Genomic DNA, 26,316 nt, shown 5'->3' with positions numbered 1-26,316 from the left:
AAATCGTTATCCGCCTATTTGTAAAAACTGGTCTTTTCTTCCAAACTTCTACGATATTCTTCCTCATAGTCGTAGAGAGGAGTTGGGTAGTCACCGTCAAAGTAAGCGACACAGAGACCACCGTTCGGCGCATCTGTTTCAATCCCAATCGAATCAATCAAGCCATCAATCGAAAGATAGGTCAGGCTATCCGCACCAATGATTTGGCAGGTTTCTTCGACCGTATGATTAGCCGCAATCAGCTCCTGACGCGTCTGGATATCAATCCCGTAGAAACATGGATAAGCTAGCGCAGGACTTCCAATAGCAACGTGAACCTCAGAAGCACCTGCTTCTTTCAAAAGCTGAACGATACGGCGAGAGGTTGTCCCACGAACAATGGAATCATCAATCATAACCACACGTTTGCCTTTGACAACACCCGAAACGGCAGACAGTTTCATCCGTACCCCTTGCTCCCGCAATTCTTGAGTCGGTTGGATAAAGGTGCGTTGCGTGTATTGGTTTTTGATCAGCCCCATTTCATTTGGCAGACCAGATTCTTCTGCAAATCCCATGGCTGCGCTGAGCGAGGAATTTGGCACACCGACCACAATATCCGCCTCATGCTTGAATTCACGCGCTAGTTGCGCTCCCATTCTCTTACGAGCCGTATGGACATTGACACCATGGATATTGGAGTCAGGGCGGGCAAAGTAGATATACTCCATAGAGCAAATCGCCAACTGGGTATCATTCGTATAGCTATCATACTGAATCCCATTGTCATCCACAATCACAATTTCCCCTGGTTTCACATCACGAATCCACTCGGCACCAATGACTTCAAAAGCACAGGTTTCTGACGAAACCACCACCGCTCCGTTGGCCATTTTCCCAATAGAAAGTGGACGGAAACCATTAGGATCAAGCGCAGCAATCAACTTGTCCTCAAACAGCAGGATATAAGCAAATCCACCTTTGACAAGGCTGAGCGCCTCTTTGATTTTGCCCATCAAGTTCGGATTGTGACTGCGACGAATGAGGTGTGCCAAGATTTCCGAGTCCGAAGTTGAACTGAAAATAGCACCTCTTTGTTCCAATTCTTTCTTGAGCGATTCGGCATTGGTCAGGTTTCCGTTGTGGGCTAGCCCAAACTGCATATCATGAAAGCGAAAGAGGAAGGGCTGGATGTTATCCACAGAAGCTTCGCCAGCAGTCGCATAACGCACATGCCCAATCGCACTCGTTCCAGTCAGTTTATCCAAATTAGCTGGATTTCTGAACACTTCTGATAAAAGCCCCATATCACGATGGCGCTTTAGTTGCCCTTGGTCATTGGAGAGGATTCCTGCCCCCTCCTGACCACGGTGCTGAAGACTGTGGAGCCCAAAATAGGCCATTTTCGCAGCATCTGGATGTCCCCAGATACCGAAAACACCACATTCTTCATTAAGAGATTTTACTTCGTATGTCATTTTTTATACCTAATTTTTATTTGTGTAGCACCAAGAGCTAGAGCTACCTGGCTTTTACATTACGGATATTGTCTATCAAAAAAACCGCAAATCTTATTTTCCAGTAAAGTATTTAACCGCCGATGCGAACAGGTGCTGGTCTTTATTTCCTGGGATGTTTTGGAAGAGACCGTCTTCATAACGTTCTGAGTGTCCCATTTTACCGATAATTTGACCGCTCTTGCTAGTGATTCCTTCGATGGCATTTACAGAACCATTCGGATTGTACTTAGAGTCCATACTTGGTTTGCCGTCAAAATCAACGTATTGACTAAAGATTTGACCATTGTCACGGAGCTCCGCAAATTCCTCAGCCGTCACAACAAATTTCCCTTCACCGTGTGATACTGGAATGGCGTGGATATCGCCCACTTGCACACCAGCCAACCATGGTGAGTTGGTATTGGCAATCCGAGTTTCCACCATCTTGGCCACGTGCTGGTTGGCATCATTGTAGAAGAGGGTTGGGCTAGTACTGCTGGCATCCTCGAAGTTTCCGTATGGAAGAAGACCTGATTTGACCAAGGCCTGGAATCCATTACAGATACCGATAATCAAGCCACCACGAGCGATAAAACTATCAATGGCTGCACGCACTTTTTCATTAAGAAGGATATTGACAATAAACTTAGCTGATCCATCCGGCTCATCCGCAGCTGAGAATCCACCTGCAAAGAAGAGGATGTTTGCCTTGCCGATGTTGTCAACCATGGTTTCAACTGACTTGACAATAGCTTCTTCATTCAAGGTCACAAATGGCACCAAATTGACCTCTGCGCCTTCTTTTTCGAAGGCCTTGGCTGAGTCATATTCTGAGTTGGTTCCTGGGAAGACTGGGATGTAAACCACAGGTTTCTCAATAGTTTCCTTGACTTTGATGACTGCGTTAGAAGCGACAGCTGGCACTTCTGCAAGTTCTTTAGCTTGGGCAAATTCAGTTGGGTAAACTTCTTCCAGTTTTCCTTGGAAAGCACTGTCAAGTTTCTGTCCATCTAACTTCACACCGTTGACAAGGAGTGTAAAGTCTGCTTTCGTTTGACCGATTTTCTCCACTCCAGTGATTTCGTCAGGAGATGTGAAGACAAATCCGCCCAATTGAGCTGTCAAAGCTGTCTCAAGTTCAGGCAAGATCACCTCTGCACCAATATGATTCCCAAAGGTAGCAAGAGTCAAGCTTTCAACTACACCACCATATTTAACAGCTGATGCAGATGTTACTTTGTGGCTAGCTTGGATGGCTTCAAATTGAGCAAAGTTAGACTTAATCAAATCAAAATTAATCTCTTGTGCCAAGGCTTGGCCTGGAATGTAGTAGATATTTTCACCAGCAGTCTTGAACTCAGGAGAGAGGACCTTACGGCTATCTGCCGTCGTCACCCCAAAGGCAACCAAGGTTGGTGGTACGGTTAATTCCTCAAAGGTACCAGACATAGAGTCCTTACCACCGATAGATGGCAAGCCAAGCTGGATTTGTGCTTCAATAGAGCCTAGAAGGGCGGCTACTGGCTGACCGAAACGCTCTGCTTGCTTGTCCATGCGCTCGAAATACTCTTGGTAAGAGAAACGAGCCTTGGACCAGTTTGCACCAGCAGCCACTAAACGAGCAGTTGCTTCGATAACCGCATAAGCCGCACCGTGGTATGGAGACCATTCTGCCACATATGGATTGAATCCTTGCGCCATGACAGACGCAGTGTGAGTCACCCCGTGCTGAACTGGCAATTTCTGAACAGATGCTTCAGTTGGTGTGAGTTGGTAGCGACCACCAAGTGGGTGATTGACCGTTGAACGACCGACCGAACAGTCAAAGATGGTTTGCAATCCTTTTTGACTCGCATGGTTGAGATCAGACAGAACCGCAAGAGTATCTGCTTCAAGTGTGTTAGTACTTGTTGTGCGCTCTTCTGGAAGGTTGACATCTTTGTCCACAACCTTGGCATCAACGACTACGCGCACACCGTTTGTATCAAGGAAACGACGTTCCAAGTCGACAACCGTTTCACCATTCCAGTGCATGACTAGATTTGGTTTTTCAGTCACTGTTGCCACAACAACAGCGTCAATATTTTCTTTATTACATTCCGCAACGAAGGCATCTACGTCTTCAGGACGCACCACAACTGCCATCCGTTCTTGTGATTCAGAAATGGCAATTTCTGTACCGTTCAAACCTTGGTATTTAAGAGGAACCTTATTAAGGTCGATTTCAAGACCGTCTGCCAATTCACCGATGGCCACACAGACACCACCTGCACCAAAGTCGTTGGACTTCTTGATAAGACGAGTGACATCGCCATTACGGAAAAGACGTTGAATCTTGCGTTCTTCGATGGCATTCCCTTTTTGAACCTCTGCACCAGCAGTCTCTACAGACTCAACTGTTTGAACCTTAGAAGACCCTGTCGCACCACCGACACCATCACGCCCAGTCTTGCCACCTAGCAAGATAATCACATCACCGGCTTCCGGTTTTTCACGGACAACATTACCCTTAGGAGCAGCACCGACAACGGCACCTAGCTCCATGCGTTTAGCTACAAAACCTGGGTGGAAGTATTCACGAACGTAAGTCGTTGCCAGACCAATCTGGTTCCCATAAGAAGAGTAACCGTGAGCCGCTGTTTTAGAAATGACTTGTTGTGGTAATTTACCAGCGCGAGTTTCCGAAATCGGAGCTGTAATATCACCAGCGCCTGAGATACGCATAGCTTGGTAAACGTATGAACGGCCTGACAACGGGTCACGAATGGCGCCACCGATACAGGTTGCAGCACCACCAAATGGTTCGATTTCCGTTGGGTGATTGTGGGTTTCGTTTTTAAACATGAGGAGCCAAGGTTCCTTGACACCATCAACGTCCACTTCGATTTCAACCGAGCATGCATTGATTTCGTCAGACACTTCCATATCGTCCAAACGACCATTAGCACGCTCATAACGACCAAAAATAGTCGCCATATCCATCAAGGTTTGTGGCTTTTCAGACCGACCTAGTTCCTCACGCATGACAATATACTTGTCATAAGTCGCTTGCAATTGCTTTTGGAATTTAGAAGCTGAGAAATCAATCTGTTTCAACTCCGTCTCAAAAGTCGTGTGACGGCAGTGGTCAGACCAATAAGTGTCCAAAACCTTGAGCTCCGTCTCAGTCGGCACGCGCCCGATTGACTTGAAATAGTCTTGGATAAAGAGCAAATCATCCACTTCCATGGCCATCCCTTGCTCTGCCTTGTAGCGAGCAAAGTCTTCTGCCGTATAACTTTCAAAGAAAGTCAATTTAGGAATGGTCTTGTCTGACTCAGAAAATTCCTGCTTGGCAATCCCTGTCGTGATGTCCTTGAAACGAGAATCAACTGGGTTGAGCAGGTAGTTCTTGACCGCTTCCAACTCAGTCGCATCAATATCTTTATTAACCAAGTAAAGTTGGGCTGTGTTGACTGTCACATCACTCGAACTCCCCAGCAAAAGCAGGGCTTCCTGTGACGAAGCTGCACGCTGGTCAAACTGCCCTGGCAGGCTTTCAATGGCAAAGAAAGCATAGTTAGCAAGATCCGCTTGCACGGCTGATTCGTCCAAGACATGGTCTGTCACCTGCTCAGAGAAGATGTGTTTCTCTGCAGGCGCAAACAAGTCCTCAGCCAAATCAAAGACATCATAAACTTGCACAATGCGAATACTTTTCAAAGTTGACAGTCCCAAGTTGTGCTGGAGTTCTCTTACCAAACTCTCTGACTTGACCTGAAAATCAGCCTTTTTTTCAACAAAAATACGTTTATCCATCAATTCTTATTCCTTTATTTCAGCTCTTGCAAACAGATTATTTCAATTCCTGCAACTTTTCCCAGACAATCTCGTAAACATCAGTCAATTCACCCAAGCCACGGCGGAAAACATCCTTGTCCATGTGGTTGCCATCCGCATCCCACAAACGGCAGTTATCTGGTGAAAATTCGTCTGCCAAGATAATCTTACCATCCTTGTCAAAACCGAACTCTAGCTTAAAGTCAATCAATTTGAGACCAATCTCAGCAAACCAAGCTTTCAAAAGTTCATTGATACGACGCGTTTCTTCCTTCAAGTAAGCAATCTGCTGGTCATCCGCAATTTTAAGAAATTTCACATGCTCATCATTGATAAAGGGATCATCCAAATCATCATTTTTATAGTAAAATTCGACAATTGGAGTCTCAAATGCAATACCTTCTTCTACGCCAAAACGTTTTGAAAAGGATCCAGCCGTGTAGTTGCGGAGCACAACTTCTAGAGGAATAATCTCAACCTTTTTATTGAGTTGTTCCGTGTCCGAAAGTTTCTCCACAAAGTGAGTCGCTACACCAGCCGCATTTAATTTCTCAAAAATAAAAGATGAAATCTGATTATTCAAGACTCCCTTGCCCGCAATCTGCTCTTTCTTGACACCGTTAAAAGCAGTCGCCTGGTCCTTGTAAGTTGAAATAATGAGATTTTCATCCTCAGTTGTATAGATATCCTTGGCTTTTCCCGAATAGATTAGTTGTTTTGACATTTTAAAGTTCGCCTTTCGTTTTACTTGAGCACATTCTACCACAAAAGTATGAAAAATTCAAGGTTTTTACGAATAAATAACGTTTCCCTATTTTAAGCGTAAAGAAAAACTGCAAGATGAACTCTTCTTACAGTTTTAAAATCATTTATCCTCTGAAAACACGAATATTACCCTTTATTCAAAAATTGATCCCAAAAATAACGGAGATAGCTTTTCTTCCCTGTGATCATCTGCAGGCGGCCTTCTAAACCATAACGAAGTGTTGCAGCCTGCTCCGAAGTTAAATTAGTCTCCGCCTCAATTTTAAAGAAATTTCCTTGTTCAGTCTTTGTAGCTGTCGCATCAATACTTGTAATCCTGGAATCCAGGAAAATTTGATTCTTCGCATCATTAGTCGTAGTATAACGGACAGAATCCCCAATCTTGACTCTAGCAACATCTTTTGAACTGAGATAGGCTGTGAGTTTGGTTTTTCCTTCTTTTTCCAAGGATGGGTAGAGTTGGGCTAGCAGGGTTCCTTCTGCGACCATCGTAGATTCACTAGTCTCAGGATTGAGGTGAAGTACCCCATCCTCACTTGCTGTAATCTTCCCCTTATCGAGGAGACCTCCCTGGACTTTCTTACCCGATTCCGCCTCCAAAATTTTCTGATCCAAAAGAGTTAATTCCTGACCGACTTTAACTAAGTGCTGAGACTTGAGTGATTCCAGTTGACTATCCAGTCCCGTTGCGTGGGCCTGTTGAGCTCCAGATCCCGCATACTGCACACGATACGTAGCTAGACTAGACTCTAGCTGGGCAATTTGTGCATCCACTTGCGCAATAACTTGCGATTTAGCTTGCGGATCTTCTTCACCTTGGTTTTTATAGGTCTGATAGAAAGAGTAGGCTGGATTCTGACTATCTAGTTGATCTCCCTTTTCAATCGCCGACTTAGCTGTTTTGTAGTCTCGGATTTTATCCTCTGTTTGGCTGATAAGATTGCCAATCTCGGCCTGGCTCTGACTTGCTGCCGCATTCTGCGAGGAGATGTTGGCATTTTGCTGCGAAACATTGCTCCTAAGACTACTAGCTTGGCTGAGATAGTCTCTAAACATCTCCTGATAACCAAACTTATCCGCCTCTGGAAATTGATCGCTCCCCTCTTTCAAACTGGATTGCAAATACCCCAACTGCTTTTTTTGATCCTTTAGCATCTCCAATTGACTGGCATATGCCTCTACCTGGACAGCCTCCGCCCCTTGCTGGTACTGAACGAGTAGTTCCCCCTGCTTGACCAACTTGTTTTCTTCCAGATAATTGGCCACGATGCGTTGATTGCTAGTCGACTGGATATTGGCAATAATCCGACTAGGTTCGACTGTCGCTCTGGTAGACAAACTAATCTCTTTCTCTGCAAAAACTGCAAATCCCAGTAAAAACATGAGCAGAAGTGACATAGGTAAAATCACCCGACTGGAAAAATTATGGTAACGACGATTATAAAACTCCGCACTTTCTAAAAATTCTGGTTTCATCTTCTCCTCTTTCTAGCTATTCACCAAATGGGCATAAAAACCATCTTGAGCAAGCAAGTCTGCATGGGTGCCCTCTTCGACAATCTTGCCCTGATTCAGAACAACAACCTTTTCTGTCCGCTCAGCAATAGTCAAGCGGTGGGCAATGAAAATCAAGGTCTTATCCAAAGCCATGAGATTATCGACAATCCGCTTCTCTGTCAAGATATCCAGACTGCTGGTCGCCTCATCCAATATCAGAACAGGCGCATCCGTTAAAAGAGCACGCGCCAGAGCAATTCGCTGCCGTTGCCCCCCAGAAATACCTGCTCCATCCGAAGTCAATTCTGTCTGATAATTCAGTGGCATGCGCTCGATATCCTCCCGAATTTCAGTCAATTCAACTGCTCGTAAGATATCTTCCTGTGTCGTCCCTTCCTTGGCTCCAAGGAGAAGATTCTCCAAAATCGTTCCGTTAAAGACATAGGGCTGTTGAGGTAGATAGTTTATATACTGGCGCAAGGCTTTTTTATCAATCTGATTAAGATTGACACCGCCCAGACTAATCTCTCCCTGACTAGGGTCGTAAAAGTTAACCATCATCTTGGCCAAGGTCGTCTTACCTGACCCTGAAATCCCCACAAAAGCTACTTTAGAACCTTGGGGAATCATCAAATTGATATCCGACAAGACGTCACGACCATAGCCATACTTATAGTGGACTTGTTTAAAGGTCACATCTCCCTTCATCATGCTCAAATCTTCGACTGTTTTCTTCTCCTCAAACTCCGAAGCTACTAGATAGACTTCGTTAAGACGATTATTAGCAACCTGCGCTGTCTGAAGTTTGGTTTGCAGGTTGATGATATTTTCCAAAGGGTTGGTAAAGTAAACAAGCAAAGTATTATAGGTAATCAGCTGACCCAAACTCATTTTCCCATCCATGACAAGAACTGCTCCCATCCAGAGAACGGCAACATTGAGCAGGAGCTGGGCAAGTTTTTTCAGAGCCTTTTGCTGGCTTTCTGCCCGACTATAGGTAAAGGATTTTTTCAGATAAGCTACAAATTCCTTATCAATCTTTTGATAGCGCGAACTCTCACTGGTCAAAGACTTAATGGTCTCAATACCGTTGATGTCCTCGATGATAGAAGAAGACAGAACCGCATTGGCTTCCATGGTATCCCGATTCATCTTTTCAAAAGGCTTCATAAAAGCAAAGATAATCACTGTATAGATGGGAAGCGCAAGCAGACTAATAAAAAAGAGCGTCATATTTTGTGAAAACAAGACAAGCGAGATAATCAAAATCGTCGACACATCCAAAAAGATAGATAAAATGGTCGACGCTAGCGCGTCAATGATACTGTTGGCATCTGTAAAACGAGACACGATTTCTCCTGTCCTGCGTGTCGCGAAAAAGGACATTGGCAGGTGAAAAACATGCTTGATATAGGACAAAATCACATCAATTGACAGGCGTTGCCCAAGAACCAGCAAGAGGTACTCCTGCGCGTAGGACAAAATCTGCTGGAGAATATAGACGATGACCAAACCAATAGAAATAATTCCCAGCGTCGAACGCATCTGGTCTGGTACGTAACTATCAATGATGGACTGAAGATAGTAGGAGCCCACAATATTGATTAGGGTCACCAAGAGTGTCGCTAGGACGATATTGGTAATTAACCCACGCTGTTTAAGTAAAATCGGCAAGAAGGATAGGAGCCCCTGTTTTTTCTCCTTATGGGGCTTATAGTCCGGAGATGGCGCCATAAAGAGACTAATCCCTGTCCACTCTTGCGCAAATCGCTCACGGGAAATCTTGGTCAGCTTGACACCAGGATCTGGATCAGCGATATGGATGGTCTTCTTATCCTGACCTGTCACCACATAGTAGTGGAGCAATTTCCCTTCCTTGAGCACATGGGCTACAAAAGGAAAGGTCAAATCTGGCAAGTCAAAGAGCGTCATATCCGCCTTGATAGCCCGTGTTTCAAAACTAAGTTCCTCTGCTACCTTTACAAGACCCAAAGCAGTCGTCCCATCCATGGTCGTTTTGGCTAACTCTCGTAGATGAGCCAAGGAGTAATAACTACCGTAGTAGCCAAATACCATAGCCAAGGAAGCCACGCCACAATCCATCTGATCCACCTGGGGACGATAGTGTCTTTTTCCAAATTTCATATCCATCTCCTTTTTCTAATAATCTCTTAAAAAAACTTTGTAAGATTATTTTAACCAAACAAAGAAGAAATAAGGGAATTATTTCTGAAAAAACAATATCCACGCCTAAACAGCACTTTTTGTCAAAGAAAATAGGCAGAACAAGAGTCCTGCCTAGATCATTCAATTACACAGATTTCTTACCTTTCCCACTTCTTTTGTGAATGGTATATAAAACGATAAACGAAAACACAGGGGGTACCAGATAACTACTTTCACTCATTGTCACCTGAAATCCAAGAGTTGCTAGTATCGTAAAGATGAGAATATTCATTAAAAATAGGAAAGTGAATACAAGAATAGATTTTAAAATCTTAGTCATTTTCGTCCTCATTGCCTTCTTCAGCCGTTATTTTCTGGATAGTATGGTATTTTACCGCTATGTAAATGATTAAAAGAAGTAGGGGATAAGAGAACAAGTCTGAAACTTCCATAAAATTTACACCATACTTTCCTGGTAATAGCTTATAGTCCATTAAAACTTGAAGGATCGGTAGTACAATACGTACTAGTAGAAGCCCCCCTAATAACATCACTTCTTTTTTAACATACGGACACCATCCTAACTAAATGTAGATTACGGTTCATTGGTCTAACACTCCAATATTTCTCTTATACTGAAGCTACAGAAATCAGACTCATGTTGTCATCGTTTATTATCTTTTTCTTCACTTCTATAAAGTAAGATAAAGATTATCAAGAATACTGAAATCGTAGGTATATCAAAAGATTCAAACCATGTAGGTAGATGTATCTTGTTTACATCAGCTACGATTCTAATAATTAGATAAGCCATCGAGCTAAACAATACAGTGGTCTCTGGCCAAGCTTTTCCTAGTAATTGAACAACTTTCATCCCAAACTCCAATCTGATGGTCCATCAATTTCCAATCGTACTTTCTTTTGTTTTGTACTTGTATCCTAGATAAAACAGACCAAGCAGAATTGGATAGGTTTCTGGATAAAACAAGGTATTGATCGGATTTTTCAAAATCAAATACGTTGCGATGTAGATAATGAGTGATGCAATAAAATATCCCTCAGCAAAACCTAATAAGAATTTTTTCATGGTATACTCCTATTTACCTGATAAGAAAGGCGGAAAAACTACGCCATTCACATGCACAAAATCCTTTTGATTCAGATTGATCATTTATAGTTTTGATTATTTTTTGACAAATCTTTGCAAAAAATACCAAAATAGCCCGAAGCAAACAAACCAGCTAAAGTCCACTGCCAATTAAAGGATACTAATGAACCTGTACGAATCAGATGAAGCGCGAGATGCAGGCCGATTGCCAACAAAGGAACTATAGTGGCTAATTTAGGTAAGAGTGTATTGAGATTAATGTTGTGATTCATGGTTAATTTCCCTACATACTTTATCCCAAATTTTTAGCTTAACGTCTACTTCCTAGATAACGCCCATACATATAAGAAGCGACTCCTAAAATACCCCAAGCTATTGCTGTTGAAGTAGTAACAACGATGCCTCCTTCAGTAACGGATAAGTCTGCTTCTGTCATGATGTCAAATTTTTCATCCAGTTTTTTCATTGTTCCATTCTCTCCTTTTTAAATAATACTAGCTAATTCAATAGCTACTCCAACCAAAAGCTCTACTATTCCTGAAGCTGATATAATAATTACTGAAAATTTTTCTGAAATCTTCGTTTATTTCTCCATTTTTTTAGTTCTTTTTTTATTGATAGTAACTAAAAGATGACTATTCAATAGTATTTCCCACGTGCTAACAATAGTTCTCTTTAAACCTTGTTTTCGCCTGAATCCAAATAACTCATCATTAAAATAAGGATTGGAATCCATAATTCTGAGCCTACATACTGATCAACCTTAAAGGTAATTACATTTAAATCACCTAGAACGCAGAGTGCTCCAAAACCGATTAAAAGCACGCCTATTAAATTTTTTCGATTTTTCATACCTAATCACTTTTTATCCAAACCTACGCTTTAAATCTTGCCCGATTAATCTACCGCCAAGGAAAATAGTCACTCCAATACCAATCGTAGCGAATGTGATCACGCCTCCATCAGTATTCATCAATTCGTCTTCTGTCAACTCTGGCCAATTATTTAAATTATTCATATTCATTTTATCCTCCTATTATCACATAAAGTATCCCCAAGCAATACCGCCAATAAGTAAGATGCCTCCTACTACCACAGCAGTAACAGAACCCCCATCAACATCCATCAACTCTTCTTCTGTGAGAGCTACAAAGTTTTGTTCCATTTTGTCAAAATTTGTCATCTTTTTCTCCTTTATTTTTATTTTTTTAGTTTACAGTTTCTAGGCTTTAAACCATTTTAAAAACCAGATTGGATAAATTACTGAAATCTTTTCTCCCTTCCTGTTCATTTATTTTAAATACCATTTGATAAACCATGGCAATAAGATTGGTAAATACATCGCGTAGTCTCCTTCCTTTTCTTCTTACCTATCTATTCGAAAAACAATTTGAAAATGATCAACTATTTCATTTTTATTTTAAAAACCACTTAATGAACCATGGATACAAGATTGGCATGTACATGAACGTTCCTCCTTTTTTCTTTCTCATCTCTCTATTCGCAATTTCTACTAAAAATTTTAACGTTTTTCTTTTTTCTGTAAATAAAAAAACAACATGACTTGCATGTTGCTTTTTGCTATATCTTACCTTTAATAGTTCCGACCACATCTGCCACACTTTGTAGTTGATCAATTTCCTCATCACTGATCTCGATACCAAATTCATCTTCTAGCGTTAGGACGAACTCCATCAAATCCACTGAGTCCGCATCTAGATCGTCTTTCAAACTCAAGGCTTCTGTCACGACAAAGTCTTCTCCCTGTCGCTCTTGGATAATGGTTACAATACGGTCAAAAATTTCTTTTTCTGTCATCTTTTTTATTCTCCTGAAAATTCACGCGCAGTTTGAGCAACTACGTCTGTTTCTAGCATGGTACGAATCTGACGAATCGTACTGTACACAGCCTTGGCATCACTTGAGCCATGAGTTTTTACAACTGGCGCCTTAACACCAAACAAAACTGCTCCTCCAACATCTGAATAGTTAAGCTGTGTCTTCAACCCCCTAAGACTATCCTTAAGAAGTAGAGCACCTAGCTTCGCTCGAAGGCCACCACCCGTAATAGCATTTTTAAGTAAGCCCATGATTCCCATAGCGGTCCCTTCGATGGATTTGAGAACAGCGTTTCCCGTGAAACCATCTGTTACGACAACATCAGCAACACCATTCATCAAATCACGCGCTTCCACGTTTCCGACAAAATTCAAGCTTTCATCAGCCGCTAGTAAGTCATAAGTTTCCTTACGAAGCGGGTCTCCCTTGCTGCTTTCTGTTCCGTTGTTGAGCAAACCAACACGTGGTTGTGCAATCCCACGAACATTTTTTGCATAGAAGGAACCTAGAACCGCGTATTGGTGCAGATGATGGGCTGTATTTTCCGCATTGGCACCGAGATCTAGCATATCAAACCCTTTGCCATCAATGGTCGGCAAGGTAGACATGAGTCCTGGACGGTCGATATTTTTGATACGACCCACGATGAAGAATCCTGCAGCCAACAAAGCACCTGTGTTCCCAGCTGAGAGGACGGCGTCTGCTTCTCCCTCTTTGACTGCCTTGGCTGCTAATACCATGCTGGCATTTTTCTTCTTACGGATTGCTTTTGTCGGCTCATCATCTGAGTCAATTTTCTCATCCGTATGGATAATACTGATACGCTCTATCGCTGTTAGATATTGCTTGATTTTGCTTTCATCTCCATAAAGTTGAATCTCAATATCTGAAAAGTCAGCCAGGGCTTGATTGACACCCTCAACGATGGCTTGAGGTGCATAATCGCCCCCCATAGCATCTACTGCAATTTTTTTCATTTGTCTTCCTCTTTTAGTAATTGTCCCCAGTCTGCTAGGGAATCAATAAATTTCTTTGATTTTAGGTGAATCCCAACGTACTCTTCGTAGAGTTGATCCATAAATTGGCGTAGCTCTTGCTTGATTTCGGCCTTAAGCGAAATGGTCTCCAAGGTTTCAAAATCAATGGCTTGAAATTGATTGAGCAGATAAGGGATATTGGGATTCAGATGGCAACGTTTCTCGTCTTCATGATAATGCTCTGGACAAAGGCAGGCTCCATATTTAAAAGAAAAGTCAAAGGCCTGACCGACCCGATGGCAAAAGACACACTCATTAAAATTAAGGCTGATTCCAAATCGAGTCAATATTTGAATTTCAAAAATATTGGTTAAGACCTGATAATCTATCCCTGCTTCCATCAACTCCAGAGTCTTCCTCAAGAAAGCAAACAAGGGAGCATCCTGCTGATTATCCTGCAAACTAGCATCTGCAAGAGCTGCCACATAGGTCGCATAGGCCATAACAAAGAGGTCACTATTAATCTTGGGAAAGGTCATCACCTCATGGTAGTCCTCGATGTAGCTAAGCCCGTCATCATTGATTCGCAAGAGGAACCGAGCCAACACCAAGGGCTGAATAACCGGAGCTAGTTTGGACTGACCAGCGTGTTTGACGAAAAACATGCGCTTGCCCGCCTGCTCGGTAAAGATCTTGACTAGCTTGTCATCCTCACGAAAGTTACGATTGTAGAGTACGAGACCTTGACTCGTGATAGACTGAATCATGCTTCTCTCATGTACTCCTCAAGTCGTTTCATGGCCTCTCTAATCGTTTCCATGCTGGCTGCATAAGACAGACGCACATAGCCTTCTCCGTAACGTCCAAAGGCTGCACCAGGGATAAAAGCAACGGCCTTCTTCTGAGCAAAATTCTTCAGAAAAGCAAAGGAATCTTGATTGTAGCCCGCTGGAATCTTAGCAAAGACATAGAAGGCACCGTCCGGTTTGATAATCTCAAAACCAAGAGCAGTCATTTTCTCGATAATATAATCTCGACGCTGGATGTATTCCTTCTTCATAGGCTCCGCATCGTTTTTACCCGCCGTCAAAGCTTCTACCGCAGCATGTTGAGCCATAGTGTTTGCGGCAGTAACCAAGTACTGGTGACTCTTGATGAGTTGAGCTGTGAAGGCCGCAGGAGCAAAGATAAAACCTAAACGCCAACCTGTCATGGCATGAGATTTAGATAAGCCATTGATGATAATAGCTTGATCTCTCAGCATGGTTCCTAGAGACACATGATTTTCCCCTGTATAGGTCAATTCTGAGTAGACCTCATCACAAACAACGAAAATCTCATACTTCCCTAAAACGTCTGCCAAGGCTTCCAACTGCTCCCGACTATAGGTAATCCCTGTAGGGTTAGCTGGATAGTTGAGAATGACTGCTTTAAGCTTATCTCCCTGCTCCAAAATGGCCTTTTCCAACATCTCAGGAGTCAAGACAAAACCATTTTCAGTTGTATCAATCTCGACAATCTCTGCCCCAACTAGGTTGACGATGGGTTCATAGCCAGGATAAGCAGGAGCTGGCAAGAGTACCTTGTCTCCTTCTTCCAAGATAGCTGTCAAAGTAGCAGATAAAGCCTCTGTCGCTCCGATAGTAACCAAGATTTCATTTTCAGGATTGTAGTCCAACTGGTATTTTTCTTTTACAAAATCACTAGCTGCCTGACGCAAGGTCAGTAAACCGCTCATACCTGTATAGTAGGACTGGTTCTGGTCAATCGCTCGCTTGGCTGCCTCCTTGACATGATCTGGCGTTGTAAAGTCAGGCTCTCCCAAGGTCAAACGCAGAACTCCAGGGATCTCTGAAATGGCCTGATCAAACTGACGAATCAAGGACACTTGAATCTTATCTAATTGTTTATTAAAGCGCTTGGTTAAGTCCATAGATATCCCCCTTGCTTACAGAACATAGTACTATTATACTACAAAAGCTCCCTGACCGCAAAATCCATCTGAAATCAAGAATTTTCACTTTCTATTTTACTTTTTTTCTCGACAGGACTATAATAATAAGTGCTTATTTTCGGAGGTTTATATGTCATTTTTATCAAAAAATGGGGTAGGAATCTTGGCCTGCCTTCTCATTTCTATCATATCCTGGTACCTAGGAGGATTCTTTCCTGTCATTGGAGCACCTGTCTTTGCTATCTTTATAGGGATGCTCCTTCACCCTTTTCTATCACCCTACAAACAACTGGATGCTGGCTTGACCTTTAGCTCCAAGAAATTGCTTCAATATGCCGTTATCTTGCTCGGTTTTGGACTCAATATCTCACAAGTCTTCGCGGTCGGGCAATCTTCGCTCCCTGTTATCCTCTCCACCATTTCGATTTCCTTGATTGTCGCCTACTTCTTCCAGCGCTTTTTTGCTTTGGATACTAAACTGGCTACCTTGATTGGAGTGGGGTCTTCGATTTGTGGTGGTTCTGCCATTGCTGCGACAGCGCCCGTTATCCATGCCAAGGAAAAAGAAGTTGCCCAAGCCATCTCCGTTATCTTTTTCTTCAATGTCTTGGCTGCGCTCATCTTTCCAACTCTAGGAACCTGGCTTCACTTATCCAACGAAGGCTTTGCCCTCTTTGCAGGAACTGCGGTCAATGATACTTCTTCTGTAACGGCCACAGCCAGCGCATGGGACAGTCTCTACCAGACCAATACCCTTGAGTCTGCAACCATTGTGAAACTCACACGCACCCTTGCCATTATTCCTATCACGCTCTTTCTCTCCTATTGGCAAAGCCGCCAACAAAAAAATAAACAAGGCGTACAACTGAAAAAAGTTTTCCCACTTTTTATCCTTTATTTTATCCTGGCCTCTCTCTTAACGACTCTCCTTACCTCTCTCGGTGTGTCTAGTAGCTTCTTTACCCCTCTCAAACAACTCTCCAAATTCCTCATTATCATGGCCATGAGTGCCATCGGTCTCAAAACCAATCTTATCGCTATGATCAAATCCAGTGGCAAGTCCATTCTTCTTGGAGCACTTTGCTGGATTGCTATCATCCTCACCAGTCTTGGCATGCAAGCATTGATTGGTACTTTATAATACAAAAAGGTAGCCTACTGGCTACCTTTTTATTGTTCAAGAATTAAGCGAGTATGTTCTCTCTTAATACAGCGATTCATCACGATGTCATCGCATCCTCCAGCACGCAAGATTTCTTCCGCCTCCAGACTTTCAAGCCCCAGCTGTGCCCAAAAAATTTTAGCATCAGCCTTGAGAAAATCACGCGCCACATCTGGTAAAAATTCGCTACGTCGGTATACATTGACAATATCCACTGGAAAAGGGATCTCAGTTAGACTCGCATAAGCCTTTTCTCCCAAGATTTCCCCACCTGCAGCCTTGGGATTAACTGGAATGATTTTATAGCCCCGAGCCTGCATTTCCTTGGTCACTCGATTACTAGTTGTTTCCTCACGGTCAGACAAACCCACTACCGCTAACGTTTTACTGGTCGCCAGATACTGACGAATCACACCATCACTCGGATTGATAAATTCTTGACTCATAGAAATCCTCCTTTTTCTCAGTATAGCATATTTTGAAAAGGTTTGCAGATTTTGACTATAAAAATCTCCTAGCAAGAAAAGAAACCTGCTAGGAGTTCTGTCTACTTCAAGTGAAAGTTTAGATTTTTTTCTCGATACTAAATAATGGAGAAAGAGGACGTTTTTCATGGATACGAACGATGGCATCTCCTAAGAGGTGGGCAATAGAGATCTGTTCAATCTTATCAATCAAACGCTCTTCTGGTAGGTAGATAGTATCCAAAACAACCAATTTCTTAATAGCTGATTTTTGGATATTATCCATAGCAGGGCCAGAAAGTACTGGGTGCGTACAGCTTGCGTAAACTTCAACAGCACCTGCTTCAGCAAGAGCATCCGCTGCATGGCAAATGGTTCCAGCTGTATCGATCATATCGTCAATCAAGATACAAGTCTTACCTTCTACCTTACCAATGATGTTCATCACTTCACTGGTATTCATCTTGTCTACACTACGACGTTTGTCAATAATTGCAATCGGAGTTTTCAAAAACTCTGCCAATTTACGAGCACGAGTCACCCCACCATGGTCTGGGCTGACAACCACGTAGTCAGAGCCAACCATGCCACGACGTTCAAAGTAGTCCGCAATCAGTGGAGCACCCATCAAGTGATCCACAGGAATATCAAAGAATCCCTGAATCTGTGCAGCGTGCAAATCAATCGTCAATAAACGATCCACTCCAGCCACTTCCAACATGTTGGCAACGAGTTTTGAAGTGATTGGCTCACGCGCGCGCGCCTTTCTATCCTGACGTGCATAGCCATAGTAAGGCATAACAACGTTGACAGATTCTGCACTGGCACGCTTCAAGGCATCTACCATGATCAAAATCTCGAGCAGATTGTCATTTACAGGTGAGCTAGTTGATTGTAGGATAAAGACGTGTTTTCCACGGATTGATTCTTCGATATTGACCTGAATCTCCCCATCTGAAAATTGGCGAACACTTGATTTCCCCAACTCTATCCCAATCTCTTGCGCCACACGCTCTGCCAATTCTCTATTAGAAGAAAGGGCAAACAGCTTTAAATCAGAAAAAGACATGATTTCCTCCGGTATTTATGTATCACTTGTTTTTTACACAACATTTTCCATCTACCATTGTAGCGCTTTTTCCTTTATTTTTCAATCAAAAATAAAACAAGAGCAAACATTTATACCCTTGTTTTTTACTAATTTATATTAGCTATATTAAAATTAAAATCGCTACATTTTAACAATCGATTTTATGCTAGGATGGGATTTTTTCGAGACAAAGTTAGTATACTTCTCTCATACTCCCTGTATCCACATCATAGACAGCACCTGAAATAAACACATCATCAGGAATCAGTGGAGATTCTCGAAGCAATTGCATATCCTCTCTCACACTCTCTTCCACATCCTGAAATGGTAAAAAGTCTTGATCAGACACATCGACTCCGAGCTCGTGTTTCAAATGTTCATGAAAACTTTCATTTTGAAAGGTTTGAGCTCCACAGTCTGTATGGTGAAGCACCACAATCTCTCTTGTCCCCATTTGTTGCTGGGAAATCACCAGTGAACGAATCATGTCCTCAGTTACTCGACCACCCGCATTCCGCAAGATATGGGCATCCCCAAGTGCCAGACCCAGAGCTTGCGCGACGTGTAGCCGTGAGTCCATACAGGTCACAATTGCTACTCTTGTTTTCGGCTTAAGTGGCAGATTTAATTTCCCATGAAGGGCAACATAAGCCTGATTGGCTTGCATAAATTGTTCAAAATACGACACGATTTCCCCCTTAAAAATTTGATCATCAAACATTTCTCCTATCTTATCATTTTTAAGAGGATTTGTCACGGATTATGCAAAGACCTTTTTCAAAACTTCCTGAATCGTTGTCACACCAATGACCTCAATTTCTTTGGGTGGAGTGATTCCTGTCAAGGAATTCTTGGGTACATAAATCTTGGTAAAGCCCAGTTTTGCCGCTTCATTGATGCGTTGTTCGATACGATTCACGCGCCGAATCTCTCCAGTCAAGCCCAGTTCACCCACAAAACATTCCTGAGGATTGGTAGGCTTGTCCTTGTAACTAGAAGCAATAGCAACCGCAACAGCCAAGTCAATGGCAGGCTCATCCAATTTGACCCCACCAGCAGATTTGAGATAGGCATCCTGATTTTGCAAGAGAAGCCCTGCTCGTTTTTCCAAAACAGCCATAATCAGACTTGCACGATTGAAATCAAGTCCTGTCGTCGTACGCTTGGCATTTCCAAACATGGTTGGTGTTACCAAAGCCTGTACCTCCGCCAAAATCGGACGAGTTCCTTCCATAGTTACCACGATTGATGAACCAGTAGCCCCATCCAAACGCTCTTCTAGGAAAACTTGACTCGGATTGAGCACCTCAACCAATCCACCTGACTGCATCTCAAAGATGCCAATCTCATTAGTGGAACCAAAACGGTTTTTGACTGCTCTCAGGATACGGAAGGTATGGTGGCGCTCCCCTTCAAAGTAAAGTACCGTATCTACCATGTGCTCCAACATACGCGGACCAGCCAAGGTTCCTTCCTTAGTCACATGCCCTACGATAAAAATGGCAATGTTATTAGTCTTAGCCAGTTGCATAAGCTCAGCCGTCACCTCACGCACCTGAGACACAGACCCCTGCACCCCTGAAATCTCAGGAGACATAATGGTCTGAATAGAGTCAATAATGAGAAAGTCTGGTTGGATGCGCTCCACCTCAGCACGAACACTCTGCATATTGGTCTCTGCGTAGAGATAAAACTCGCTATCAATATCCCCCAAGCGCTCTGCTCGTAGCTTGATTTGCTGGGCAGACTCCTCCCCACTGACATAGAGAACAGTTCCCACTTGAGACAACTGGGTTGAAACTTGTAGGAGAAGGGTTGATTTCCCGATTCCTGGATCCCCACCGATAAGGACGAGACTCCCTGGTACCACTCCACCTCCAAGTACACGGTTGAATTCCTCCATCTCCGTCTTTGTTCGATTGACATTGATCGAAGTCACCTCAGCCAGTTTCATGGGCTTGGTTTTCTCCCCTGTCAAGGATACACGTGCATTCTTGACCTCGGCAACCTCAACCTCTTCTACAAAAGAAGACCAAGATCCACAGTTTGGACAGCGCCCCAAATATTTAGGGGAATTATACCCACAATTTTGACATACAAATGTCGCTTTTTTCTTTGCGATGATAAACCTCTTTCTAAATCTCTATCTCACACTCTATCACTTGGCAAAAATCAATTTTTTCATTAGGTACAAACTGGCGCATGAGCATTCGATGAGCGACAACTACCACAGTCTGATGTTCTCGATACTTAGTCATGCATTCTAGAAAACGAGACTTCATCTCCGCAGCTGTCTCATATTGAATAGGGCTATTAGGAAGCAACTCCCCCTTGTTTTCTAAAAATAATCTTCTAGCTTTTTCAAAGTTTTCTATTCCTGCTTCATAGACCTGCCATTCGTGTAACATAGGCTCAACTCTCAAAGATAGCCCAGTGGCACAAGCTACATAAGAAGCCGTTTCTAAAGCTCGCGTCACCGCAGAAGACACTAGTAGGTTAGCTGATTGTAGCAAGGGATTTTGGCAAAGTTCCTGAGCTTGTTGTCGTCCCTTCTCAGATAAGGGGGCCAAATCCATCCCAAAACCTGTATAAGAACGTTCCTCTAACTCACGGTAATCTGGCTCCCCGTGACGTACAAAGATGATTTTCATCCTAGTGTCCTGTCGATCCAAAACCACCAGTCCGCACACCGTCTGCCTCATCTCCATCTGCGATTAAAAATGGTGCAAAGACAGCCTGAACCACACGTTCCCCAACTTCAAGAACCACTTCCTGATCAGTAATGTTTTTCATCTGCGCAAAGATATGTCCCTCATTACCGGAATTGCCATAATAATCCCCATCAATAACGCCAACTGAGTTGATCAAGACCAATCCCTTCTTACGAGGGTTTGAAGAACGGTCATAGAGATAGAGCACTTCTGTCGGTTGCATATAAGCCTTGACTCCTGTTGGGACGAGAACAATATCTCCCGGAGCAATCACAGTGCGTTCCGCAACCTTTAAGTCATAGCCAGCCGCATGAGCTGTCTCACGCTTCGGTAGTAAATTTTCATCTGTATAACTCGAAACCAATTCAAAACCACGAATTTTCATATTTTTCTCTTTTCTATAATCATTTATTCTAGGCTATTTTATCTTATTTATTCGAAAAAAGCACGAAAAAAGAGCACACAATTCACACTCGCTTAGGGCTGCTGGATTCCTCCCCTGACCCGCTTCACGCAGAACTGTTGCTCCACTATTTATTATACCACATTCCCCTCTGTTTTTAAAGAGAAATTATTTTTTCCGTCGATTTCGGAAAAAATCCTGCATAATCCCTGCACACTCACTCTCCAAAACTCCCGTTTCAACCTCTACACGATGATTGAGACGCTCATCTGTCAAAATATCGTACAAGCTCCCAGCGGCGCCAAATTTCTGATTTTTAGCCCCGTAGACTACGTTTGGAATACGGGCAAGCCCGATTGCCCCACTACACATCACACAGGGCTCTATGGTCACAAAAAGAGTGCAATCCAGCAAGCGCCAGCTTTCCTCACTCAAGTTCGCATTCTCTATTGCCATAATTTCCGCATGCATAACTGCTCTCTGTAATTCCTCACGCGCATTATGCCCCCTACCAATGATTTCTCCATCCTTGACAATCACACAACCAATTGGAATTTCATCGTGTTCTAAGGCAATCTCAGCCTCTCTCAAAGCCTCTCTCATAAAGGCTTCTTTTTCTTCAACTGTATAATCCATAGTTTCTCTCTTTTCCTGCTTATCAATTCTATCATTATAGCATGTTTTCCTAGACAAAAAAAGAGCTCTATAAATATTTACAGTGACTAACTTTAGATAGTATCAAATCGCTGGATTGTAGAAATAATGTTTTAAAAAGAGTATAATATTAACAAAATTGATAGAAAATCAGAAATCATGAACTTAAAATAATGGAGATAACTGACATAGAAAGTTCAAGAAATGAATATACTGAAATTTATACAATAAACAATATGAAAGGGTAAATGATGAAATTAGAGTTATTACTGGATAAACCAAAATTTACCTTAATGTTTCCATATAAAAATCAATTTAATAGAACAGGGGGACCATTCATGATATCTTTATCTGTTATGATTCTCTGGATTCTAAAGCATCTGATAGCTTATAATACCGATTTTACAGACAAGATTATTATAGCAATCGTACTGATTTATGCTCCACTTCTTCTATGTTTTATGGGGTATTATCTCTTCATAAATGGAGTAAAATTAGAAGTTCATAAAAACAATACTGTTCAGTATTATACCTATAGTAGCAGAGGCCTCAGCGTATTACATTATCAATTTAAACTTCAAGATATCGAACAAATAACCATTAAAAAACGTCCCTTTAATTGTGCAAAGTTAACCATGAAAATTAGAAATCCTATTTTTTTAGAAGGATATGAGAAAAATCTAAATAAGCTAATAAGTGTCAGTATCATCACAGATAAACTGAAAGCAGATGTTTTTATGCACGAAATGAACCAAATTCAAAATGACAAATCAGGAAACCAAGTTATCAAATAAGCTAATTTACAAAAAATTTAATTTTATCTAACTTATAAATTCTAAAGAAAATAGTTCACTGAAGAGGCTGGGATCAAAAATCCCAACCTCATTTTTGCTTAGTTATACACCTATAATTTATTAGTAGATTGAACTGTTTGTTGGTATTTTAGAATTCAAAAAGCTACTTTTACCAAAACTTCTTTTCTCCATTCACAACATTAACCAATTTACTCAAACGTTGAAATCTTACAGATATAGGTTTACCAAATCGAGACTTGGTCTAGAGATTTCTATCCCACTGTTTTTTTCTTTATCTTAAAAAGTCATGTAGAAGCCTATATAGGACTTATGAACTAAAAAAAAGCCACCCAATGGGGTGACTTAGTAGGGAGATTATTATGAAAAAGAAAAGTTTAGGATATTTGTTACAACAAGTTAGGAGGTCTTCTTGTAACTGTCTATAGTATACCCGACCTGTCTTAAATAAATCTTAAAAATTTTCTTAAGACCAAACACTTTCTAAAATATTGGTTTGTTCACGACCAGGACCTACTGAGAATGTCGAAATACGAACGCCAACCAATTCACTCACACGACGAACATAGTTACGTGCATTCTCAGGAAGGTCTTCTAAATTACGGACTCCAGTAATGTCTTCTGACCAACCTGGCAATTCTTCGTAGATAGGTTTGCAACGTTTCAACTGTTCAAGACTAGCTGGGTAGTGGTCGATACGTTGACCATCGAGATCATAGGCCACACAGATTTTCACAGTATCCAAACCGCTCAAAACATCAATAGAATTCAATGAAAGATTGGTAATCCCAGATACACGGCGACTATGACGCATCACAACGGAATCAAACCAACCCACACGACGTGGACGGCCAGTTGTTGTACCATACTCATGACCTACTTCACGAATGCGATTTCCCACTTCATCAAACAACTCAGTTGGGAAAGGTCCGTCACCTACACGACTCGTATAAGCTTTACATACACCTACAACCTTATCAATTTTACTTGGACCAACACCAGACCCAATTGTCACACCACCAGCGACAGGGTTTGAAGAAGTAACAAATGGATAAGTGCCTTGGTCAATGTCCAACATGACACCTTGTGCACCTTCAAAAAGTACACGTTTACCATTATCAAGCGCATCGTTCAAGATAACAGATGTATCTGTCACATACTGCTTAATTTTTTGGCCATACTCATAGTACTCTTCAAAAATATCATCAATTGAAATAGGGGTACTGTCATACAATTTTTCAAACAGACGATTCTTTTCCGCAAGATTGCGTTCCAAGCGTTCACGGAAAATATCTTTATCCAAAAGATCTGCAATGCGAATCCCAACACGAGCAGCTTTATCCATATAGGCTGGACCAATACCCTTGATAGTAGTCCCGATTTTATTGTCGCCCTTAGCTTCTTCTTGCAAACGGTCTAATTCAATATGATATGGCAAAATGACATGAGCACGATCCGAAATGCGCAAATTATCTGTTGTCACACCTTCCTCATGAAGATAAGTCAACTCTTTCACAAGGGATTTTGGATTCACGACCATCCCATTCCCAATAACAGAGATTTTTTCAGGGAAGAAAATTCCAGATGGAATCAAGTGCAACTTAAATTTCTTGCCATCAATAACAATTGTGTGACCAGCATTATCACCACCTTGATAACGAGCAATCACTTCTGCATTAGCTGAAAGAAAATCCGTAATTTTCCCTTTACCTTCATCGCCCCATTGGGTACCTACAACAACAACTGAAGTCATAATCTTGTCTGAGCTACTAGGAGCTCGTCCTTTCTCATATACATGGCAGGAGTCTCACCTGCAATTATATCTTACAATTTATTATAAGAAAAAAAGACCATTTTATCAAGAAGAAACACTGGAAAAGATTTGGAATTTCTGTAAATAACAAAATTCAAAACCTTAAAAATTAAACAAAATCCTACAAAATATAAAATCAATACAGATTATTGTTCGTGATAAATGATATATGAACGTCACTAGTTTAGAGTAGTACCTTCTAGCAAGAATTTATCTAGATACAAGCGATAGGCCGTCTGAAAATGATATAAACAAAACTCTTTATCGCTTTTAATTCTAAATCTTATCAAGTAATAAAGTAAAAAACGAAGATGAAGTGATTCCCACTCAGCAGAACTCTGGCATAAAGAAGCATATTCTTGTTCAACTAGTTTCAAAAAGACAAATGCTCGTTCATAAAATTTTTGAAGCATATAAAAAAACCCTTTCTTATTATTAACACTAGTCTAACAGAAAAACGAACTAAAAAAGCTTCAAATCCTATAAAAGAAGAATTTAAAGCTAAACGAACTAAAAATAAAATATAAAGGTAATTATAGATGCCAAAATTAAGTTTTGAGTTTTGAGAAGTTTACTTCATTTATAAAATCATGGCCACCCGTCAAACGGATGGTTTGCACCAGGGCTATAAGCCCAAATTACCAGCCAGCGCCTAAAGACGCTGGCTTTCACTTTGTTCAAGTCTCATTGCTCTTGACTCGTCACCTGCCTCTTAAAGAGACTTTGGTACTACTTACCACTATCCCTAAAGGAATCCTCATATTCTTTTACACTTAATTTATCTAGTGCTATATCATGCTTTACTCGTTCTCGAATTTTCATACTCGTGAAGAAATCATCCACTGGATAATTTCTTTAATCTTGAATATATTTCTTAATTGTGGCTTCATTAAGTCCCACTGTACTCACGTAATAACCTTCTGCCCAAAAATGCCGGTTCCCAAACTTGTACTTGAGGTTGGCGTGTTTATCAAACATCATGAGTGCACTTTTGCCTTTTAAATACCCCATAAAACTTGAAACACTTATCCTCGGTGGAATACTTACTAACATATGTACATGATCAGGCATCAAGTGACCTTCGATAATTTCAACACCTTTATAGCTGCACAAACGATGAAATATTTCGCCTAAACTACTTTGATATTGATTATAGATCACTTTTCGTCTATACTTAGGGCTGAACACAATGTGATATTTACACATCCACTTTGTGTGTGATAAACTATGTGCCTTTTGTGCCATATTTTTCTCCTTTCGCTTTACAATTGGCTTGAACACCTTTATTGTATCGCATTTGGAGTTTTTTTGGTATAACCTTCGATGCGCACCCGCATAGCGGGTGGTTTATTTGTCTCGCACCTTACGGAGCGAGAAGGACTAATAGTCACATAAAGAAAAAGAACACCAATGGTGTTCTTTTTATCTGACTCCGCCAGTAGGACTCGAACCTACGACATCATGATTAACAGTCATGCGCTACTACCAACTGAGCTATGGCGGATAAAAGCTAAGCGACTTCCATATCTCACAGGGGGCAACCCCCAACTACTTCCGGCGTTCTAGGGCTTAACTGCTGTGTTCGGCATGGGTACAGGTGTATC

The 26,316-nt window shown here is 41.7% G+C and carries 28 protein-coding genes, 1 tRNA gene, 1 rRNA gene, 1 other RNA gene and 1 pseudogene; 2 read left to right on the top strand and 30 right to left on the bottom strand.

What is annotated here, in order from left to right; genetic code table 11:
- Window positions 1-14: 14 nt before the first annotated feature.
- From purF to B7708_RS02055, 17 genes are all read right to left on the bottom strand, one after another.
- Entirely contained in the window at window positions 15-1,457 is a 1,443-nt protein-coding gene (gene purF, locus B7708_RS02130) for an amidophosphoribosyltransferase (protein ID WP_084973405.1), read from the bottom strand.
- Between the two features lie 93 nt (window positions 1,458-1,550).
- Complete coding sequence (locus B7708_RS02125; protein ID WP_084973403.1) at window positions 1,551-5,276, bottom strand: phosphoribosylformylglycinamidine synthase; 3,726 nt, start codon at window positions 5,274-5,276, stop codon at window positions 1,551-1,553.
- A gap of 37 nt (window positions 5,277-5,313) precedes the next feature.
- A complete protein-coding gene (purC, locus tag B7708_RS02120; protein ID WP_000043285.1) occupies window positions 5,314-6,021 on the bottom strand; it encodes a phosphoribosylaminoimidazolesuccinocarboxamide synthase in 708 nt (235 codons plus the stop codon).
- Between the two features lie 167 nt (window positions 6,022-6,188).
- Window positions 6,189-7,538, bottom strand: coding sequence for a competence pheromone export protein ComB (comB, locus tag B7708_RS02115; protein WP_084973401.1), 1,350 nt, complete (start codon window positions 7,536-7,538; stop codon window positions 6,189-6,191).
- A gap of 12 nt (window positions 7,539-7,550) precedes the next feature.
- Complete coding sequence (comA, locus tag B7708_RS02110; RefSeq protein ID WP_084973399.1) at window positions 7,551-9,704, bottom strand: peptide cleavage/export ABC transporter ComA; 2,154 nt, start codon at window positions 9,702-9,704, stop codon at window positions 7,551-7,553.
- Window positions 9,705-9,870: 166 nt separating this feature from the next.
- Complete coding sequence (locus B7708_RS10005; protein ID WP_084973397.1) at window positions 9,871-10,065, bottom strand: hypothetical protein; 195 nt, start codon at window positions 10,063-10,065, stop codon at window positions 9,871-9,873.
- A 324-nt stretch (window positions 10,066-10,389) separates the two neighbouring features.
- Window positions 10,390-10,599: a bacteriocin immunity protein gene (locus tag B7708_RS02095; RefSeq protein WP_084972027.1), complete on the bottom strand. Its 210-nt coding sequence runs from the start codon at window positions 10,597-10,599 to the stop codon at window positions 10,390-10,392.
- A 24-nt stretch (window positions 10,600-10,623) separates the two neighbouring features.
- The gene (locus B7708_RS02090) at window positions 10,624-10,812 is read right to left on the bottom strand and encodes a hypothetical protein (RefSeq protein ID WP_084973393.1); all 189 of its coding nucleotides are present in this window, start codon (window positions 10,810-10,812) and stop codon (window positions 10,624-10,626) included.
- 80 nt (window positions 10,813-10,892) lie between these two features.
- Complete coding sequence (locus B7708_RS02085; RefSeq protein WP_084973391.1) at window positions 10,893-11,105, bottom strand: bacteriocin immunity protein; 213 nt, start codon at window positions 11,103-11,105, stop codon at window positions 10,893-10,895.
- 38 nt (window positions 11,106-11,143) lie between these two features.
- Window positions 11,144-11,299, bottom strand: coding sequence for a hypothetical protein (locus B7708_RS09915; RefSeq protein WP_000732134.1), 156 nt, complete (start codon window positions 11,297-11,299; stop codon window positions 11,144-11,146).
- A gap of 209 nt (window positions 11,300-11,508) precedes the next feature.
- Entirely contained in the window at window positions 11,509-11,685 is a 177-nt protein-coding gene (locus B7708_RS09910; protein ID WP_164497054.1) for a hypothetical protein, read from the bottom strand.
- A gap of 13 nt (window positions 11,686-11,698) precedes the next feature.
- Window positions 11,699-11,857 (bottom strand): class IIb bacteriocin, lactobin A/cerein 7B family, encoded by a 159-nt coding sequence (locus tag B7708_RS02080; RefSeq protein ID WP_001056955.1) that lies wholly within the window; start codon window positions 11,855-11,857, stop codon window positions 11,699-11,701.
- 15 nt (window positions 11,858-11,872) lie between these two features.
- Window positions 11,873-12,016: a class IIb bacteriocin, lactobin A/cerein 7B family gene (locus B7708_RS02075; RefSeq protein ID WP_000180822.1), complete on the bottom strand. Its 144-nt coding sequence runs from the start codon at window positions 12,014-12,016 to the stop codon at window positions 11,873-11,875.
- 398 nt (window positions 12,017-12,414) lie between these two features.
- Window positions 12,415-12,651, bottom strand: a complete 237-nt coding sequence (locus B7708_RS02070; RefSeq protein WP_038806549.1) for an acyl carrier protein — start codon at window positions 12,649-12,651, stop codon at window positions 12,415-12,417.
- Window positions 12,652-12,656: 5 nt separating this feature from the next.
- Window positions 12,657-13,649, bottom strand: coding sequence for a phosphate acyltransferase PlsX (gene plsX / locus B7708_RS02065; RefSeq protein ID WP_084973389.1), 993 nt, complete (start codon window positions 13,647-13,649; stop codon window positions 12,657-12,659).
- Window positions 13,646-14,416, bottom strand: a complete 771-nt coding sequence (gene recO, locus B7708_RS02060) for a DNA repair protein RecO (RefSeq protein WP_084973387.1) — start codon at window positions 14,414-14,416, stop codon at window positions 13,646-13,648. Before recO ends, plsX begins: the two co-directional genes overlap by 4 nt.
- Window positions 14,413-15,582 carry a pyridoxal phosphate-dependent aminotransferase gene (locus B7708_RS02055; protein ID WP_084973385.1) on the bottom strand — a complete coding sequence of 390 codons (1,170 nt, stop codon included), beginning with the start codon at window positions 15,580-15,582 and terminating at the stop codon, window positions 14,413-14,415. Before B7708_RS02055 ends, recO begins: the two co-directional genes overlap by 4 nt.
- A gap of 151 nt (window positions 15,583-15,733) precedes the next feature.
- Between B7708_RS02055 and B7708_RS02050 the strand changes: the two genes are divergently transcribed.
- Window positions 15,734-16,744, top strand: a complete 1,011-nt coding sequence (locus B7708_RS02050) for a YeiH family protein (protein ID WP_084973383.1) — start codon at window positions 15,734-15,736, stop codon at window positions 16,742-16,744.
- 29 nt (window positions 16,745-16,773) lie between these two features.
- Here the strand turns inward: B7708_RS02050 and B7708_RS02045 are convergent, their stop codons facing one another.
- From B7708_RS02045 to tadA, 8 genes are all read right to left on the bottom strand, one after another.
- Window positions 16,774-17,211 carry a CoA-binding protein gene (locus tag B7708_RS02045; RefSeq protein ID WP_084973382.1) on the bottom strand — a complete coding sequence of 146 codons (438 nt, stop codon included), beginning with the start codon at window positions 17,209-17,211 and terminating at the stop codon, window positions 16,774-16,776.
- A gap of 118 nt (window positions 17,212-17,329) precedes the next feature.
- Entirely contained in the window at window positions 17,330-18,298 is a 969-nt protein-coding gene (locus B7708_RS02040) for a ribose-phosphate diphosphokinase (protein ID WP_084973380.1), read from the bottom strand.
- Window positions 18,299-18,512: 214 nt separating this feature from the next.
- A complete protein-coding gene (locus B7708_RS02035; protein WP_084973562.1) occupies window positions 18,513-19,007 on the bottom strand; it encodes a beta-class carbonic anhydrase in 495 nt (164 codons plus the stop codon).
- Window positions 19,008-19,079: 72 nt separating this feature from the next.
- On the bottom strand, window positions 19,080-20,441 hold the full coding sequence (gene radA / locus B7708_RS02030) for a DNA repair protein RadA (protein WP_081021137.1): 1,362 nt from the start codon (window positions 20,439-20,441) through the stop codon (window positions 19,080-19,082).
- Window positions 20,442-20,454: 13 nt separating this feature from the next.
- A complete protein-coding gene (locus B7708_RS02025; RefSeq protein WP_084973378.1) occupies window positions 20,455-20,970 on the bottom strand; it encodes a histidine phosphatase family protein in 516 nt (171 codons plus the stop codon).
- Window position 20,971: 1 nt separating this feature from the next.
- Entirely contained in the window at window positions 20,972-21,415 is a 444-nt protein-coding gene (locus B7708_RS02020) for a dUTP diphosphatase (protein WP_084973377.1), read from the bottom strand.
- A 59-nt stretch (window positions 21,416-21,474) separates the two neighbouring features.
- An RNA gene (gene ffs, locus B7708_RS02015) (signal recognition particle sRNA small type) lies at window positions 21,475-21,569 on the bottom strand.
- A 32-nt stretch (window positions 21,570-21,601) separates the two neighbouring features.
- A complete protein-coding gene (gene tadA, locus B7708_RS02010; RefSeq protein ID WP_084973375.1) occupies window positions 21,602-22,069 on the bottom strand; it encodes a tRNA adenosine(34) deaminase TadA in 468 nt (155 codons plus the stop codon).
- A 266-nt stretch (window positions 22,070-22,335) separates the two neighbouring features.
- Between tadA and B7708_RS02005 the strand changes: the two genes are divergently transcribed.
- Entirely contained in the window at window positions 22,336-22,881 is a 546-nt protein-coding gene (locus B7708_RS02005; protein ID WP_131200686.1) for a hypothetical protein, read from the top strand.
- 484 nt (window positions 22,882-23,365) lie between these two features.
- Here the strand turns inward: B7708_RS02005 and B7708_RS02000 are convergent, their stop codons facing one another.
- The 5 genes and pseudogenes from B7708_RS02000 to rrf form a co-directional block, all read right to left on the bottom strand.
- Entirely contained in the window at window positions 23,366-24,652 is a 1,287-nt protein-coding gene (locus B7708_RS02000) for an adenylosuccinate synthase (RefSeq protein ID WP_084973373.1), read from the bottom strand.
- Window positions 24,653-24,891: 239 nt separating this feature from the next.
- Window positions 24,892-25,125 (bottom strand): sigma(X)-activator ComW, encoded by a 234-nt coding sequence (gene comW / locus B7708_RS10000; protein WP_000939517.1) that lies wholly within the window; start codon window positions 25,123-25,125, stop codon window positions 24,892-24,894.
- Between the two features lie 316 nt (window positions 25,126-25,441).
- Window positions 25,442-25,957 (bottom strand): annotated as a pseudogene (tnpA, locus tag B7708_RS01990) (IS200/IS605 family transposase).
- A gap of 185 nt (window positions 25,958-26,142) precedes the next feature.
- Window positions 26,143-26,216 (bottom strand) — tRNA-Asn (locus B7708_RS01985).
- 5 nt (window positions 26,217-26,221) lie between these two features.
- Window positions 26,222-26,316: ribosomal RNA gene (gene rrf / locus B7708_RS01980) — 5S ribosomal RNA — on the bottom strand; the annotation flags it as partial.

The sequence above is a fragment of the Streptococcus oralis subsp. dentisani genome, from assembly GCF_002096615.1.
Classification (GTDB): domain Bacteria; phylum Bacillota; class Bacilli; order Lactobacillales; family Streptococcaceae; genus Streptococcus; species Streptococcus oralis_U.
The sequence above is the reverse complement of the archived record's forward strand: the minus strand, read 5'-3'. Positions and strand labels throughout refer to the sequence as shown.